A 13,095-nucleotide genomic window follows, 5' to 3' on the forward strand; every position below is an offset into this window, starting at 1 on the left:
GACGGGAATGCGCTACCAGGAATTCTGCGCTCACCCGGCACGGGGATCCAGTGCGCGCACCATTGCCGGACCGTGGTTTTCGCATGGTCCCGCCGCCGGACGGCGACCGTGAAATTTTCATGTCACCGCACACAGCAATTCATATCGGGCGATGAATCAAGCACTTCAGGAGTAGCGGTGGCGAACAGTAGTGTCGAAACCGCAAACATCCCAGAAATCCTCGAGCGAAAGGACGGCACAATGGATGAGACTGTCCGGCGAGCCGTGGAGCGAGCCATTGGGGCCATGCACGAGAAACTGGGCGAAGAGCTCACTATCGACGACATCGCCCGCGCCGCGACCTTCAGTAAATTCCATTTCAGCAGGGTGTTCCAGCAGGCCACCGGCGTCTCTCCCGGCCGGTTCCTGTCCGCGCTGCGCCTCGACGAGGCCAAACGCCTGCTGCTGACGACCTCGATCTCGGTCGCCGACATCAGCCACCGCGTGGGCTACAACGGTGTCGGCACCTTCAGCACGCGGTTCAGCAACCGCGTGGGCCTCTCTCCCTCCGCGTACCGCCGGCAGGGCGGCTTCCAGCACCGCCTGGCGGGCGAACCCCTGCCCGGCGCGAAGCCGGCGATCGTCCGCGGTTTCGTGTCCGCTCCGCCGGAGATCTCACCCGGTCTCGTGTTCGTCGGCCTCTTCCCGACCCGTATCCCCGAGGGCGCGCCCGTGCGGCACACGGTCATCGACGTCCCCGGCCCCTATCAGCTGACCGACGTCCCGGAAGGCACCTGGCACCTCGTCGCGCACTGCGTGACCGGGCCGCTCACGCGCCGCGGCACCGGGCTCACCGGGCACCACGGGCCGATCACCGTCGAACCGGGCGTCACGGCGCGGCTGGCGGACCTGCGGGTGCGCCCCAAGCGCCTGTTCGACCCGCCGGTCCTGCTCGCGCTCCCCGATCTGCGGCACCGGCCGCAGCCGGTCAGGCAGGCGGCCTGAGCCTCATCCGCGTGCCGGGAAAGGGCCGTTCAAGACGTCCGGCGTCTTGAACGGCCCTTTCACGACATCCAGGGACCCTCAGGCGGCCAGGCGGCCCACCGTCGGGGCGAGACCGTCCCGGATGTTCTGCCGCCACAGCTCGTACGCGGGCGTCCCGTCCGCGGCGTCCTCGGTGACCTCGGTCGAGTCGGCCAGGTCGACGGCCTCCTCGATGCTCAGCCCGGCGAGCGTCCGCGCGGCCAGGCGGGTGTGCGGGGGGACGAACGACGAGAACGTCCGCGCCTTCACCGCGAACACGACGCCGAGACCGAGTTCGTCCTGGTGTTCACCCGCGGCCTCGCGCAGCCTCTCCAGTCCGGCCTGGTCGCAACCGCCCGCGAAGGTCGAGGCCAGCCCGACGCCGCTCCACAGGTCCGGGCGGCGTTCGGCGGGGAAGCGGTTCACCGCCTCGGCGACCTGCACCGGGTCACCGCCGTTGATGAACCACAACGCCCGCCCGACGCCCTGGTCACAGGCGCGCGGGAAGTAGGCGGGGGCGCCGGCCCACGGGTACGGCTTGGGGACGAACTGCTCGCCGACCCACTTGTCCGTGTCGAAGTAGGCGCGGTCGAAGGCGTATCCGTCGACGGCCAGCCAGCTCATCGTCGGGTGGAACGGGACGCCGTCCAGCTCCGGCAGCACCTTCTTCCACAGCGGCCGGGGCAGCCGGGCCATCGCGAACCCGATGCCGATGTAGGTCAGGAACACGTGCGGGAGCCCGGGACCGCTCATCAGTTCGGCCGTGCGGTCCTTCCGCCCGCCGGGCATGACGTCCAGGATGGTGAACGCCATCGCCGCGCCCTCGTAGGCGAACCCGCGCAGCTCCGGCTCGACCATGTCCAGCCGCCGTTCGGCCTCCCACAGCGCCGGCGCGTCGATCCCCCATTCGAAGCCGCACACCACCGACTGCGGGATCGACTCCAGGCGGGCGGTCGCCGGGGTCGGCGGCACTCCGAACCCTCGCCCCTCGAAGCCGACCGAAGCCAGCGAAGGCGCGAACAACACCTTGCGCAGAGCACCCAGCAATGAGCTCATCACATACGTCCTTTGTGGATAGTGGCGAATTCGCGTGCGAAACCGGCTCGTGCCGAGGACACCACGCCGTGCTCTCCACCCGCTCGACGCCCGATCGAGATCGGCGCCGGTACCGCCGAACAGGCCATCCCCGTCTTCCGGCAAGGGGGCTGGTTCACCCGTTCGGCGGGCGAATTCACCGGAATGGAAAGTACTCAACAGGGAATGAAATGCGCTCCGCGCGGCCTTTTTACCGCCCTCCTACATGACGGTGAGTAATCGATCGCTCGCAGTTTCATCACTCTCGAAGTCGCCGCATCGTCGCAGCTCACCCGGACTTGATCAGACCGAAGTGATCTCCAGGAAAAGCGCAACCTTGTATCGTGCGAATCAGATTCACTCTTACGGGTTTGCTGGGTACACTGAGAGTTACTGCTTTTCTGGGGAAGAGGAGGTCGGAGTGATCCGAGTCCTGTTGGCCGAGGACATGCACATGGTCCGCGGCGCCTTGGTCGCCCTGCTGAACCTCGAACGCGACATCGAGGTCGTCGCGGAGGTCGGTTCCGGCGACAAGATCCTTCCGATGGCGGCGGAGTACCTGCCGGACGTCGCGATCATCGACATCGACCTGCCCGCCAAAGACGGGCTCACGGCCGCTTCCGAACTCTGCCAGCAACTTCCGAGTGTCCGCACCCTGATCCTCACGTCGCTCGGCCGTCCGGGCACCGTACGCCGCGCGCTGGACGCGAAGGTCAACGGCTTCCTGCTCAAGGACGCGCCCGCCGACAAACTCGCCAACGCCGTCCGCTCGGTCGCCACCGGCCGCCGGGTCATCGACAGCGAACTCGCTTTGTCCGCGTGGGAAACCGAGGACTGCCCGCTGACCCCACGGGAGGTCGAGATCCTCCGCCTCGCCGCGAACGGACGCACGGTCGCCGACATCGCGGCCGAACTGTTCCTGTCACCGGGAACGGTCCGGAACTATCTCGCCACGGTGGTGACGAAACTCAACGCCCGCAACCGGGTGGACGCCATCCGCATCGCCGGCGATTCGGACTGGCTCTGACTTTGACCGCGTCTTCTCTTTTGCCACAACCGGTTCAGCGCCCGAAGTCGTGACGATCGCATGCGGGGCAAAGAAAAAATCATGCCTTGTAGTGTGTTTCCGGCACTGTTCCGAAGGTTCCGCCTCTGTCACCGTCATTGAGGGGGAGTCCGGAGGGGCAGGGGATGCACGCGATGACGATCGAACCGGGTGACACGGCCGCCTCGGCCGGTGCGCCGCACGGGGTGCGCGCGCGGCTCCTCGGCCCGCTCGAACTGCACATCGGTGACACCGATCGCGCGCCCAGCACCCCGAAACTCCTGCAACTGCTGGCGATGCTGCTCATCCGCCCCGGCAGGACGGTCCACGTCGACTCCCTGGTCCACGAGCTGTGGAACGAAGCCCCGCCGCGCAGTGTCCGCCGGACCCTGCACACCTACGTCCACCACCTCCGCCGCCACCTCGATCCCGGCGGAACCGGCGATCTGCTGGTCACCAGCCCGCCCGGGTACCGGCTCGAGATCGACGCGGGAGCGGTCGACGTGTGGGAGTTCCAGCGGCTCCACCGCCTCGGCCGCGAACTGCTCGAAGAAGGCGATAACGCGGCGGCCGCGCACGCGTTCCGTACCGCACTGGACCTGTGGTCCGGTCCCCCGCTGGCGAACATCCACTGTGGACCGACCTTGGCCGCCTACACCGTCTATCTGCTGGAGCACCGGCGCGACGCCCGTGACCTGTGGATCGAAGCCGAGATCCGCGCCGGCCGACACCGGGAGATGCTCGGCGTACTGCGGTCGCTGACCACCGCGGACCCGTTCGACGAAACCCTGCACGCCCACCTGATCCGCGCGCTGGGGCTCAGCGGACGGCGCAGTGACGCCCTGGCGTCCTACGAATGGCTGCGCTCCAGGCTCGAGGACGAACTGGGGGTGAAACCCAGCGCCGAACTGCGAGAGCTGCACCGTGAACTGCTTTCCGAGGGGCACCCGGTCCGCTGACCGAGCACCACCGCCACCACCAGATCAAGGAATATGAGGAGTCAAGCATGACCGCTCGCACCTATGGCCAGTTCTGCGGCCTCGCCCGCGCCCTCGAGATCATCGGGGAACGCTGGTCCCTGCTCGTGATCCGTGACCTGGTACTCGGCCCGAAACGCTTCGACGAGCTACAACAGGGCTTGCCGAAGATCCCGATGAGCATCCTGTCGACCCGGCTCAACGAGCTGGAGCGGCACGGTGTCGTCCAGCGCCGGGTGCTCTCGCAGCTCGACGCCGGGGTGGTCTACGAGCTGACCGAATACGGCAACGACCTCGACCAGATCGTGCTGCAGCTGGGCCTGTGGGGCGCCCGCTCGCTCGGCGACCCGACGGCGGACGACCTGTTCACCCTCGACTCGGCCGTCCTGTCGCTGTACACCACGTTCCAGCCGGACGCGGCCCGTGGCGTCCACTGCGCGTTCGAGATGCACTACGGCGGCGAGATGGTCATCCACGCGGTGATCGAGGACGGCGCGCTGACCGCGGGCGAGGGCCCGCACCCGGACCCGGACCTCGTCATCGAGCCGCGCGGCCCGGTCATGCTGAAGCTGCTGAACGGCGAGATGGACGCCGCGAGCGCGCTCACCAGCGGCGCCGTGGCCGTCAAGGGCGACCCGGACAAGCTGGAGCTGTTCACCCGGATGTTCCACATCCCCTCGGCGCCGACGAAGACCGAAGGGCTCGTCACGCATTGAGGACGTTCCAGCGGCGGGGCCGGGGCGCCGGTCCCGCCGTTCCTATTCGAACCGTGAGGTGTCGCCGGCGCCCCGCCGCACGATCTCCGGTTCCCCCGACGAGAAGTCGATGACCGTGGTGGGTTCGACCCCGCATTCACCGGAGTCGATCACCGCGTCCACCACGTGCTCCAGCCGTTCCTTGATGTCCCAGCCCTGGGTCATCGGCTCCTCCTGGTCGGGCAGCAGCAGCGTGCTCGACAGCAGCGGTTCGCCGAGCTCGCCCAGCAGCGCCTGGGTGACCACGTGGTCCGGGATGCGCACGCCGACGGTCTTCTTCTTGGCGTGCAGCAGCCGGCGCGGAACCTCCTTGGTGGCCGGGAGGATGAACGTGTAGCTGCCGGGTGTAGACGCCTTGACCGCGCGGAAGACCGCGTTGTCCACGTGCACGAACTGGCCCAGTTGAGCGAAATCCTGGCACACCAGAGTGAAATGGTGGCGGTCGTCCAGCTTGCGGATGCTCCGGATGCGATCGATGCCCTGCCTGTTCCCCAGCTGGCAGCCGAGGGCGAAGCAGGAATCCGTCGGATACGCGATGAGCCCGTCTTCGCGCAGTATATCGACGACCTGTCCGATCGCGCGCCGTTGCGGATTTTCCGGATGTACGTCGAAATACCTGGCCATGCGCAGAGCTTAAGGCCACCGGTCCTCGCCCGCCGCGAGAGGCCGCCCGGCGTCGCGTACACAGTGGATCTCCCGGAGCCCCGTCCTCGGCTCCGGCGTCTTCCATAATGGCATGTTCCGCGACGAACCCGGTGGTGCGAACAGCCCACACACCTGCGGGTGACCGGCCGAATTTCCTATCCCCAGCAGGGAAAGCGTCTCCCTGTTCGCCGTTCTTCCTTTGCCCGAAGGAAGCAACCCCGGTAACGAACATGGGTTATGATCCGAATCATAGCGATGGAAGGCCGTATCGCGGCCCGGGCCGTCGCGAGGGGGAACGCGACCGGATCGAGCCGTCTTCTGTTATCACTGGGGTGCCTGTGCCGGACCAGCTCGCTGTGACCGCCGAACCGCTGGGAACCGCCGGCATCGACCGGCGGCCCCGCCGGGCGCTGTTCCTCGCCGGGCTGATCATCACCGTCGTCTTCGTCAACTCCTGCCTGGTCGGTCTCCTCGGCGTGCTGCTCCGGCCGGGCGTCGACTTCTGGCATGGGCTGCTCGCGGTCCTTTACGTCGGCCCCGTGCTGGCGATCCAGCTGTTGTACTTCAGCCGTCCGGCGGTCCGGCTGGACACCAGGCGCGCGAAAGCGATGCTGGTGGTCCAGGCCTGCCTCGCCTACTTGCCTGCCTTGCACTTCGACGCGGCCCTGACGTCGCTGACCACGCTCGCGGCGGGCAGCGCACTGCTGCTGTTACGGCCGCGGACGGGGTGGACGGTGTTCGCCGTGCTCATGGCGGCCACGACCTGGATCCTGTGGACGTACGACGCCACCTGGCACGGAGCGGTGCTCGACAGCATCACCGCGATCCTCTACGCCCTGGTCGTGTACCTGCTGACCTGGCTCGCGCGGCTGGTGACCGAACTGCACCAGGCCAGGACCGAGCTGGCCCGGCGCGCGGTGGCGGAACAACGGCTGGCCTTCGCCAGGGACCTGCACGACCTGCTCGGGCTCAGCCTGTCCGCGATCGCGCTCAAGGGCGAACTGGTGCTCCGGTTGCTGCGCAAATCCCTGGAAGGGGCCCGTGCGGAACTCGCCGAAATCACCGGGATCGCCCAGCGGACGCTGTCCGACGTGCGATCGGTGGCGAGGGGTTACCGAGAACTGTCGCTCGAGAAGGAGTCCCGGACCGCGGTGTCGTTGCTCTCGGCCTCCAACGTCGCCGTGCGGGCCGACCTCGAACCCGTCGAACTGCCGGTGAAGCTGCGCACCCTGCTGGCGAAGGTGCTGCGGGAGGGGATCACGAACGTGCTCCGCTACACGGGCGTCGAGCACTGCGAGATCTCCGTGCGCGAGCACGAAGGCCGGGTCGTCCTGGAGATCGTCCACGACGGGACGGCACACGAGGATCTCCCGGAGGAAACGGCGGAGAGCCTGCGCGAGGTGACCGAGGAGGTCGCCGGGCACGGCGGGGAGCTGAGCGCGGGTCCCGACGCGGCGGGCCGATGGCGGCTGCACGCCGCACTCCCGGTGCCCGACCAGATCGAGCCCGCCGAGACCGTGCTGGCCGAGGCGCCCGGCCACTGGTCCCGGATCGACGCCAGGAACGTCCAATGGACGCTGACGGTGATCTTCATCCTCTTCGGTCTCTCGGCGATGACCCGCGCCTTCATGCTGACCGACGACGGCTGGTCCATCGCGCTCATCGCCGGGTACCTCACCGCGTCGATCACGCTGCAGCTGTCCTATTTCGCCCGGCCGAACGTCCGGCTGCGCTCGCGGCAGAGCTACGCGCTGTTGTTCGTCCAGGGCTGCCTGATCTTCCTGCCGCTGATCCCCCTCGGGAGCGCCTGGGTGAGCATGCCCAGCCTGTTCGCCGGCACCGCGCTGCTGGTGTTGCCGCCCTTGGCGGGCTGGACGGCGTTCGCCCTGACGGCCGCCGGCGTGTTGTGGATCCGGCTCGCGGCGGGCGCCGACTTCCTCGGCGGTTTCTACACCTTCGCGTCCATGCTGAACACCGGGCTGATGGTCTTCGGGCTCATCTGGCTGATCCGGCTGGTCACCGAACTGGGCGAGACCAGGAAACGGCTCGCCGAGGTCGCGGTCGCCGAGGAACGGCTGCGCTTCGCCCGCGACCTGCACGACCTGCTCGGCATGAGCCTCTCGGCGATCGCGCTGAAGAGCGAGCTGACCAGCCGGATCATGGACATCGACACCACGCGGGCCTCCGACGAGCTGCTGGAGATCCTCGGGCTGACCCGGCAGGCGCTGACGGACGTCCGCTCGGTGGCCAGCGGCTATCGGGAACTGTCACTGGACCAGGAGTCCCGCTCGGCGAAGGCGGTGCTGACGGCCGCCGACGTCCAGGTGCGGCTGGAGGTCGAACACGAGGACCTGCCGGCGACGGTGCGGACGGTGCTGGCCGTGGTGCTGCGCGAGGGCGTGACGAACGTGTTGCGGCACAGCAAGGTCGAACGCTGCGAGATCGCCGTGCGGCGGACCGGTGACGGCGTCGCGCTCGACATCGTCAACGACGGCGTCCAGAACGGGCAGCCACCGGACCGGGATCGGCCGAGGCGGATCGAGGCCCCGGGCAGCGGCATCACCAACATGTCCGACCGGGTCGCCGGGCTCGGCGGGGAACTGACCGCAGGTGTCGAACCCGACGGCCGGTTTCGGTTGCGCGCGGTGGTGCCGGTCTAGATCCAGCCGGATTCCCTGGCGATCCGGATCGCGTCGACCCGGTTGCGCGCGTTGAGTTTCGCGACGATCGAGGTCAGGTAGTTGCGTACGGTCCCGGTGGAGAGAAACGCTTTCGCCGCGACCTCCAGCGTGTCGCGGCCCTCCGCGGTCAACCGCAGGACGTCGATCTCGCGCGGCGTCAGCGGGCATTCCACGGTGTCCCAGGCGGCGAGGGCCAGGTCGCCGTCGACCATGCGCCTCCCGGCCGCCACGCCGCGCACGGCGTTGGCCAGTTTCTCCGCGGGCGCGTCCTTCAGCAGGAATCCGTTCACCTTGGCGGCCAGCGCCCGGCGGAGCGTGCCGGGCCTGCCAAGGCTGGTCAGGATCAGGGTCCTGACTTCGGGAAGCTGCTCGTGGATCTCGGTGGCCGCGGTGAGACCGTCCTTGCCGGGAAGGTCGATGTCGATGATCGCGACCTGGGTTCGTGAAGTCCGCGCGGCGGCCAGGATCTCGTCGCCGGACGCCACTTCGGACACCACTTCGATGTCGGGCTCCAACCGCAGCAACGCCACGAGAGCCCCTCTGACGATATGCATGTCTTCGGCCACGAGAACTCTGATCGCCATTACGCCGCCCCCTTCGTGCGCACCCCCACGACCCAACATAAACACGCCCGTACGGAACGCGTTCCACCGTTCGAGTGACGCACCCGACCTGTCCCAGTGAGGGCGATACGCCGAATGAACCGCACCGCTACGAATTCCGCGCCTCGCCCGGTCGCTTTCCGTCATCGTGCCGTGGCTCAACACACGAAAACCGGCCGCCACTCGCGTTCGGGGCGCGAGCGACGGCCGGCGAGGTGCCCTCAGCTGGCTTCGGCCAGCGGCGGGGCGGTGGTGCAGACGGTGGTGAAACAGCCGAAGGCCTGCCCACCCTGCCGGTTGGACCAGTTGTCGAACCGGTCGATCACCAGCTCGACCTGGTGCCCGGCCGAAGCGGTGTCGATCCCACGGACGGCGAAGAGCGAACGGACGTTGTCGGTCACAGCGTTCTGCATCGAAATGACTCCCAGGCTGGTCGCGGGTGTTTCTTCACTGAGGAAATCGTGCCCGCATGCCCGTTTTCCGACCAGTGTCGCGCATCATCGCGGGAATGTGCTTTTCATCTACTCCGGAAGGTTCTTCCGACTGCGCCATTCCCGCGATCACCGCCATCGAATGGAGTAATGTGCAGCGTTCACGGTGACGGAACGCGGCGCAGTGAATTCTTTACGCCACCATCACCGACAGTCACAGGACTACCCCGAACAGACCAATCCATACGTCCACTGTGGACAGCGGCTCAGGAGCCGAGCAGGGACGCCAGGCCGGCGTATCCGCCCTCTTTCAGGCGCACGCCGGACGTCTTCGCGTACGCGGCGTCGGCGCGGATCCCGAGCCCCTCGACCATCCGGTTCATGAAGTTGAACAGGGCGCACACGAGCACCGCGTCGTGCAGCGCGGCCTCGCCCCATCCTGCCGCGAAGACGGCCTCAGCGTCCTCATCGGTCATCTGAGACGGCGTACGCGTCAGCTTGCCCACATAGGCCAGCACGGGCTTCAGGCGCTCGTCCACGGGCGCGGAGGCGAGGTCGTGGAGCGCGGCGGCCAGAAGTCCTTCCGGCACACCGAAAGCCTCGGCGGTGACGGTGTGGACCCCGTGGCAGTACCCGCAGTCGTTGACGCCGGAGACGTAGGCCGCGATCAGCTCCCGCTCCCCCGCGCCGAACGCCGACGGCGCCCGCATGATCAGCTCGTGCAAGTCCAGCAGCTTCGACGCCGGAGCGGGAAACTTCTGGAACACCTGCAGCAACGTGGCGTCAGTCGGCAAAGACCCGAGATAGGACATCTTGTGCGCTCCCCTGTTCCGGCGCCCGCCCCTGTTCGGCGAACTGGTCGACGTCCTCGCGCCGCAGCCAGCAGGCCGCGAGGCAGGACACCGATGCCGGTCCCAGCCCGGTCACCGTGGCGGTGACCCGCGCGGTCGCGTGGTCCCATTCTCGGCGCAGGGAACCCGCCGACGTCATCTCCGGACCTGCTTCGATCAGCGGGCGGACCGCGCGCCAGCGAAGGATCCCGGCTTCCACCAACGCTTCGGTGCCGAGATCGAGCGCGTCGTGCCGGGCTTGGTCCACGGCGAGGGCGACCAGCGCGGGCTCGTCGGCGAGCCGGGCGAGCCCGACGCCGGCGAGCAGGCGTTCGGCGTCCAGTCCCATCAGGATCACCCCGGCCTCGGTCGAGGGAGCGTCGTCGATCGACGGCAGGGTGAAGCGGGAGTCGTAGGGCTCAGACACGGGCGACGTCCTTCGTGGCCGTCCGCAGCGGGAGATCCCGGCGCAGGTTCTCGGCGACGGTGGCCGCGACCCGTGCGGTGGCGACGCGGTGACCGTCGATGTTGCGGGCGGCGGGTCCCAGCGCCATCCCCGCGGCCGCGCCGACGGCGAAGACCCGGGGCGCGCCGACGTAGGCGAAGGTGCGTTCGTCGAGCTGCGGCCAGCCGCCGCGGTCGAGGACGGCCTCGCCGGGCATCAGGCCGTCCCCGATCGACGGCGTGGTGCCGAGCGCCAGTACGGCGTGGTCCACGGACACCCGCGAACCGTCTTCGAGGTGGAGGCCCGCCCCAGGTGTCACCTTCGTGATCGCCTTGCCGCGATGCACGATCAGCCGTCCTTCGGCTTCGGCCGCTTCGAGCATCGGGCGGAACTCGAACATGATCGACGCGCGCCGGAACCGGCCCATCAGTTCGAGCCTGTCGGACCAGCTCACCCCATCGAAGCGAGCGCGGCCTTCCGGCCGGAAGAACGACGAGTTGACGTCGGCGCACTGGTAGCGTTCGCCCGCTTCACGGACCACCCAGTGCACCTCGCGGCCCTCGGCGAGCCCGTTGGAGATCAGGTGCGCGGCGGTGAGGCCGGCGCCGACGACGGCGAGGCGCCTGCCGACGCCGGGAACGGGTTCGTCCCAGTAGCTCACGCCGCGCGGCGGATGACCACCGCCCCACCAGGTGTCCGGGGCGGACCGGCGCTCCTCGCCGAGGCACAGCACGACGTGGCGCGCGGTGACGGAGAACCGGTCGGCGCGCACGGTGACGGCATCAGCGGTCGGCAGCACCTCGCGGACCGAACCGCGCCAGGTCCGCTCGGTGACGTGATGACTCGCCGCCAGATGGCGGCAGTAGGCCTCGAAGACGTCGACGGGTACCACCGAGCGGTGCCCGGCCTGCGCCATGCGGATCTCCCGGCGTTCCACCGGCGTGAGCACCGACCAGTGCAGCCGGGCGAAGTCCAGGAGTTCGCAGTCGCGGTAGCCCTCGACGCCGGGGTGGTGCTCGTACGGCGAGCGCAGCACGCGCTGGCCGAGCAGATCGATGCGGTCGAAGAACCGGCCGCAGGGACGGCCGTCGCGGTCGACGACGACGATGTCGCGGACTCCGTGATGCCACAACGCGGAAGCGACCGCGAGCCCGGCCGGGCCCGCGCCGACGATGACCACGTCGGCGGCGGGCGGCGGTTCGGCGGTGACCGCCGCGCGGGTGCCGGGGAGCACCGGCCACTCACGCCCACGCGGCGATTCGAGGAGATGGGGTTCCGGGACGAAGGTGATCACCGGCGTACTCAGCCGATCACGGTCACCGGGACGATCAGCTCGATCACGGGACGCTGCTTCATCCCGTTGCTGATCATTTCGTCCAGTGTCTGCCGGGACTGCTCGGCGGTGTCCGTCGCGATCGGGCTGTAGCGGGAGTACGAGTAAGTCGGCTTCCGCCCGCCCGCGTCGAGCGAGTACACCTTGAGCACCGCTTCACCGGGCCGTACCTCACCGTCGTAGAAGGTGAGGCGGCGCTGGTCCGGCGTCATGAAGGACTTCGAGAACTGGCGGGACAGGACGAGCGTCTCGGCGTCGTTGACGAAGGTCGAGTCCTCGTCGGTGACGACCTGCATCGCGACCCAGGTCTTGTCGGTCAGGTTGGTCTCGGACTTGATCACCTGCCAGCGGCCCGGTTCCGGGAGATTGACACTGACCGAGATGTCGTGCTCGGTGGTGTCGATCGCCCCGGAGATCATCAGCACCCGCCGCCGGACGTCGGCGACACCGGCCATCTGAATGTCACGTGCGCGTACCCGAGTGGAAACATCCAATCCCGGGAATTCAGGTGATGACATCTTTCACGCCTCCAAGACCTTGATATCGCAATTCAGGCTTCGACGTAATCTCCCCAGCCGCAAACACCGGAAGAATTTCACGCCCAACTGGATGATGTCAAGATGAGGAACGCATGATCCACTGCCACCGGGACTGGTCCGTTCGGCGGTACCGGGGTCAGGATTCTTCGGAATCCTCAGCCCAGGCCGCCGCGGGTGTGCCCTGCTCCAGCGCCCCGATGTAGACGATCTCGAACGAGGAATCGGCCCGATCGATCCCGATACGGAGGACGAGGTCGTGTTTCACCAGAAATAGGAACTGATGCGGTTCCCGGTTGTCTCCGAAAATGTCGTAGATGAGGAAGGCGGAACCGTCCGCCACCGCGAAAAGCGCTTCGTAGACGACATTGCGGTCGGCCTGCGGAGCATTGATCGCCCATTCTTCCAACACCTGCAAACCCGACGTGAGCTGGAGGCGCATAGCCATCCGGAGGCCTCCTCGTGGTCTGGCGGGTTCGCGGGCGATCTTCATCGTCGCGCGCGCGATACCCGGCGGTCTTCTTCGTCCGTGCTGGGTGGCTAGTTGTAACCGAGGATGATGTGCTCGGCCGGGAAATCGTTTTCGCCGGACTGCCTCGGCTCCGGGACGGTCACCGCCGCGCCGGCCTCCGTCGCCCCGCGCGGGTCGAAATCATCGGTCACGACCCAAATTCGCACCTGTGCCGTCATGACGTTCCTCCCGGCCTTCGATGAACGACTCACTTGACAACCAAGGATG

General features: G+C 68.0%; 15 protein-coding genes. 5 read left to right on the forward strand and 10 right to left on the reverse strand.

Annotated elements, in window-relative coordinates:
- Window positions 1-285: 285 nt before the first annotated feature.
- Window positions 286-984 carry a helix-turn-helix transcriptional regulator gene (locus tag BLW75_RS14625; protein ID WP_034313799.1) on the forward strand — a complete coding sequence of 233 codons (699 nt, stop codon included), beginning with the start codon at window positions 286-288 and terminating at the stop codon, window positions 982-984.
- Between the two features lie 78 nt (window positions 985-1,062).
- On the opposite strand, the gene BLW75_RS14630 is transcribed toward BLW75_RS14625, so the two are convergent.
- Entirely contained in the window at window positions 1,063-2,058 is a 996-nt protein-coding gene (locus BLW75_RS14630; RefSeq protein WP_034313797.1) for a DUF1702 family protein, read from the reverse strand.
- Between the two features lie 439 nt (window positions 2,059-2,497).
- Between BLW75_RS14630 and BLW75_RS14635 the strand changes: the two genes are divergently transcribed.
- The 3 genes from BLW75_RS14635 to BLW75_RS14645 all read left to right on the forward strand — a co-directional run bounded on the left by BLW75_RS14635 (window position 2,498) and on the right by BLW75_RS14645 (window position 4,814).
- Window positions 2,498-3,103 carry a response regulator transcription factor gene (locus tag BLW75_RS14635; protein WP_034313794.1) on the forward strand — a complete coding sequence of 202 codons (606 nt, stop codon included), beginning with the start codon at window positions 2,498-2,500 and terminating at the stop codon, window positions 3,101-3,103.
- 164 nt (window positions 3,104-3,267) lie between these two features.
- Window positions 3,268-4,080: an AfsR/SARP family transcriptional regulator gene (locus tag BLW75_RS14640; RefSeq protein WP_034313792.1), complete on the forward strand. Its 813-nt coding sequence runs from the start codon at window positions 3,268-3,270 to the stop codon at window positions 4,078-4,080.
- Window positions 4,081-4,127: 47 nt separating this feature from the next.
- Window positions 4,128-4,814, forward strand: coding sequence for a winged helix-turn-helix transcriptional regulator (locus BLW75_RS14645; RefSeq protein WP_034313790.1), 687 nt, complete (start codon window positions 4,128-4,130; stop codon window positions 4,812-4,814).
- Between the two features lie 42 nt (window positions 4,815-4,856).
- On the opposite strand, the gene BLW75_RS14650 is transcribed toward BLW75_RS14645, so the two are convergent.
- Window positions 4,857-5,477 carry an L-threonylcarbamoyladenylate synthase gene (locus BLW75_RS14650; protein WP_034313787.1) on the reverse strand — a complete coding sequence of 207 codons (621 nt, stop codon included), beginning with the start codon at window positions 5,475-5,477 and terminating at the stop codon, window positions 4,857-4,859.
- Window positions 5,478-5,836: 359 nt separating this feature from the next.
- Between BLW75_RS14650 and BLW75_RS14655 the strand changes: the two genes are divergently transcribed.
- Window positions 5,837-8,158, forward strand: coding sequence for a sensor histidine kinase (locus BLW75_RS14655; RefSeq protein ID WP_091597610.1), 2,322 nt, complete (start codon window positions 5,837-5,839; stop codon window positions 8,156-8,158).
- Here the strand turns inward: BLW75_RS14655 and BLW75_RS14660 are convergent.
- The 8 genes from BLW75_RS14660 to BLW75_RS42805 all read right to left on the reverse strand — a co-directional run bounded on the left by BLW75_RS14660 (window position 8,155) and on the right by BLW75_RS42805 (window position 13,046).
- On the reverse strand, window positions 8,155-8,763 hold the full coding sequence (locus tag BLW75_RS14660; RefSeq protein WP_034313785.1) for a response regulator transcription factor: 609 nt from the start codon (window positions 8,761-8,763) through the stop codon (window positions 8,155-8,157). The genes BLW75_RS14655 and BLW75_RS14660 overlap by 4 nt on opposite strands.
- A 239-nt stretch (window positions 8,764-9,002) precedes the next feature.
- Complete coding sequence (locus tag BLW75_RS14665; protein ID WP_034313783.1) at window positions 9,003-9,194, reverse strand: hypothetical protein; 192 nt, start codon at window positions 9,192-9,194, stop codon at window positions 9,003-9,005.
- Window positions 9,195-9,478: 284 nt separating this feature from the next.
- Window positions 9,479-10,024 (reverse strand): carboxymuconolactone decarboxylase family protein, encoded by a 546-nt coding sequence (locus BLW75_RS14670; protein ID WP_034313781.1) that lies wholly within the window; start codon window positions 10,022-10,024, stop codon window positions 9,479-9,481.
- Window positions 9,996-10,469: a DUF6187 family protein gene (locus BLW75_RS14675; RefSeq protein ID WP_034313778.1), complete on the reverse strand. Its 474-nt coding sequence runs from the start codon at window positions 10,467-10,469 to the stop codon at window positions 9,996-9,998. Before BLW75_RS14675 ends, BLW75_RS14670 begins: the two co-directional genes overlap by 29 nt.
- On the reverse strand, window positions 10,462-11,781 hold the full coding sequence (locus BLW75_RS14680; protein ID WP_034313776.1) for an FAD-dependent oxidoreductase: 1,320 nt from the start codon (window positions 11,779-11,781) through the stop codon (window positions 10,462-10,464). Before BLW75_RS14680 ends, BLW75_RS14675 begins: the two co-directional genes overlap by 8 nt.
- 8 nt (window positions 11,782-11,789) lie before the next feature.
- The gene (locus BLW75_RS14685; RefSeq protein ID WP_034313773.1) at window positions 11,790-12,275 is read right to left on the reverse strand and encodes a DUF6423 family protein; all 486 of its coding nucleotides are present in this window, start codon (window positions 12,273-12,275) and stop codon (window positions 11,790-11,792) included.
- Window positions 12,276-12,495: 220 nt separating this feature from the next.
- The gene (locus BLW75_RS14690; RefSeq protein WP_034313770.1) at window positions 12,496-12,804 is read right to left on the reverse strand and encodes a DUF6235 family protein; all 309 of its coding nucleotides are present in this window, start codon (window positions 12,802-12,804) and stop codon (window positions 12,496-12,498) included.
- A 92-nt stretch (window positions 12,805-12,896) separates the two neighbouring features.
- The gene (locus BLW75_RS42805; RefSeq protein ID WP_167373497.1) at window positions 12,897-13,046 is read right to left on the reverse strand and encodes a hypothetical protein; all 150 of its coding nucleotides are present in this window, start codon (window positions 13,044-13,046) and stop codon (window positions 12,897-12,899) included.
- Between the last annotated feature and the right edge of the window lie 49 nt (window positions 13,047-13,095).

The sequence above is a fragment of the Amycolatopsis lurida genome (genome assembly GCF_900105055.1).
GTDB classification, from domain to species: domain Bacteria; phylum Actinomycetota; class Actinomycetes; order Mycobacteriales; family Pseudonocardiaceae; genus Amycolatopsis; species Amycolatopsis lurida.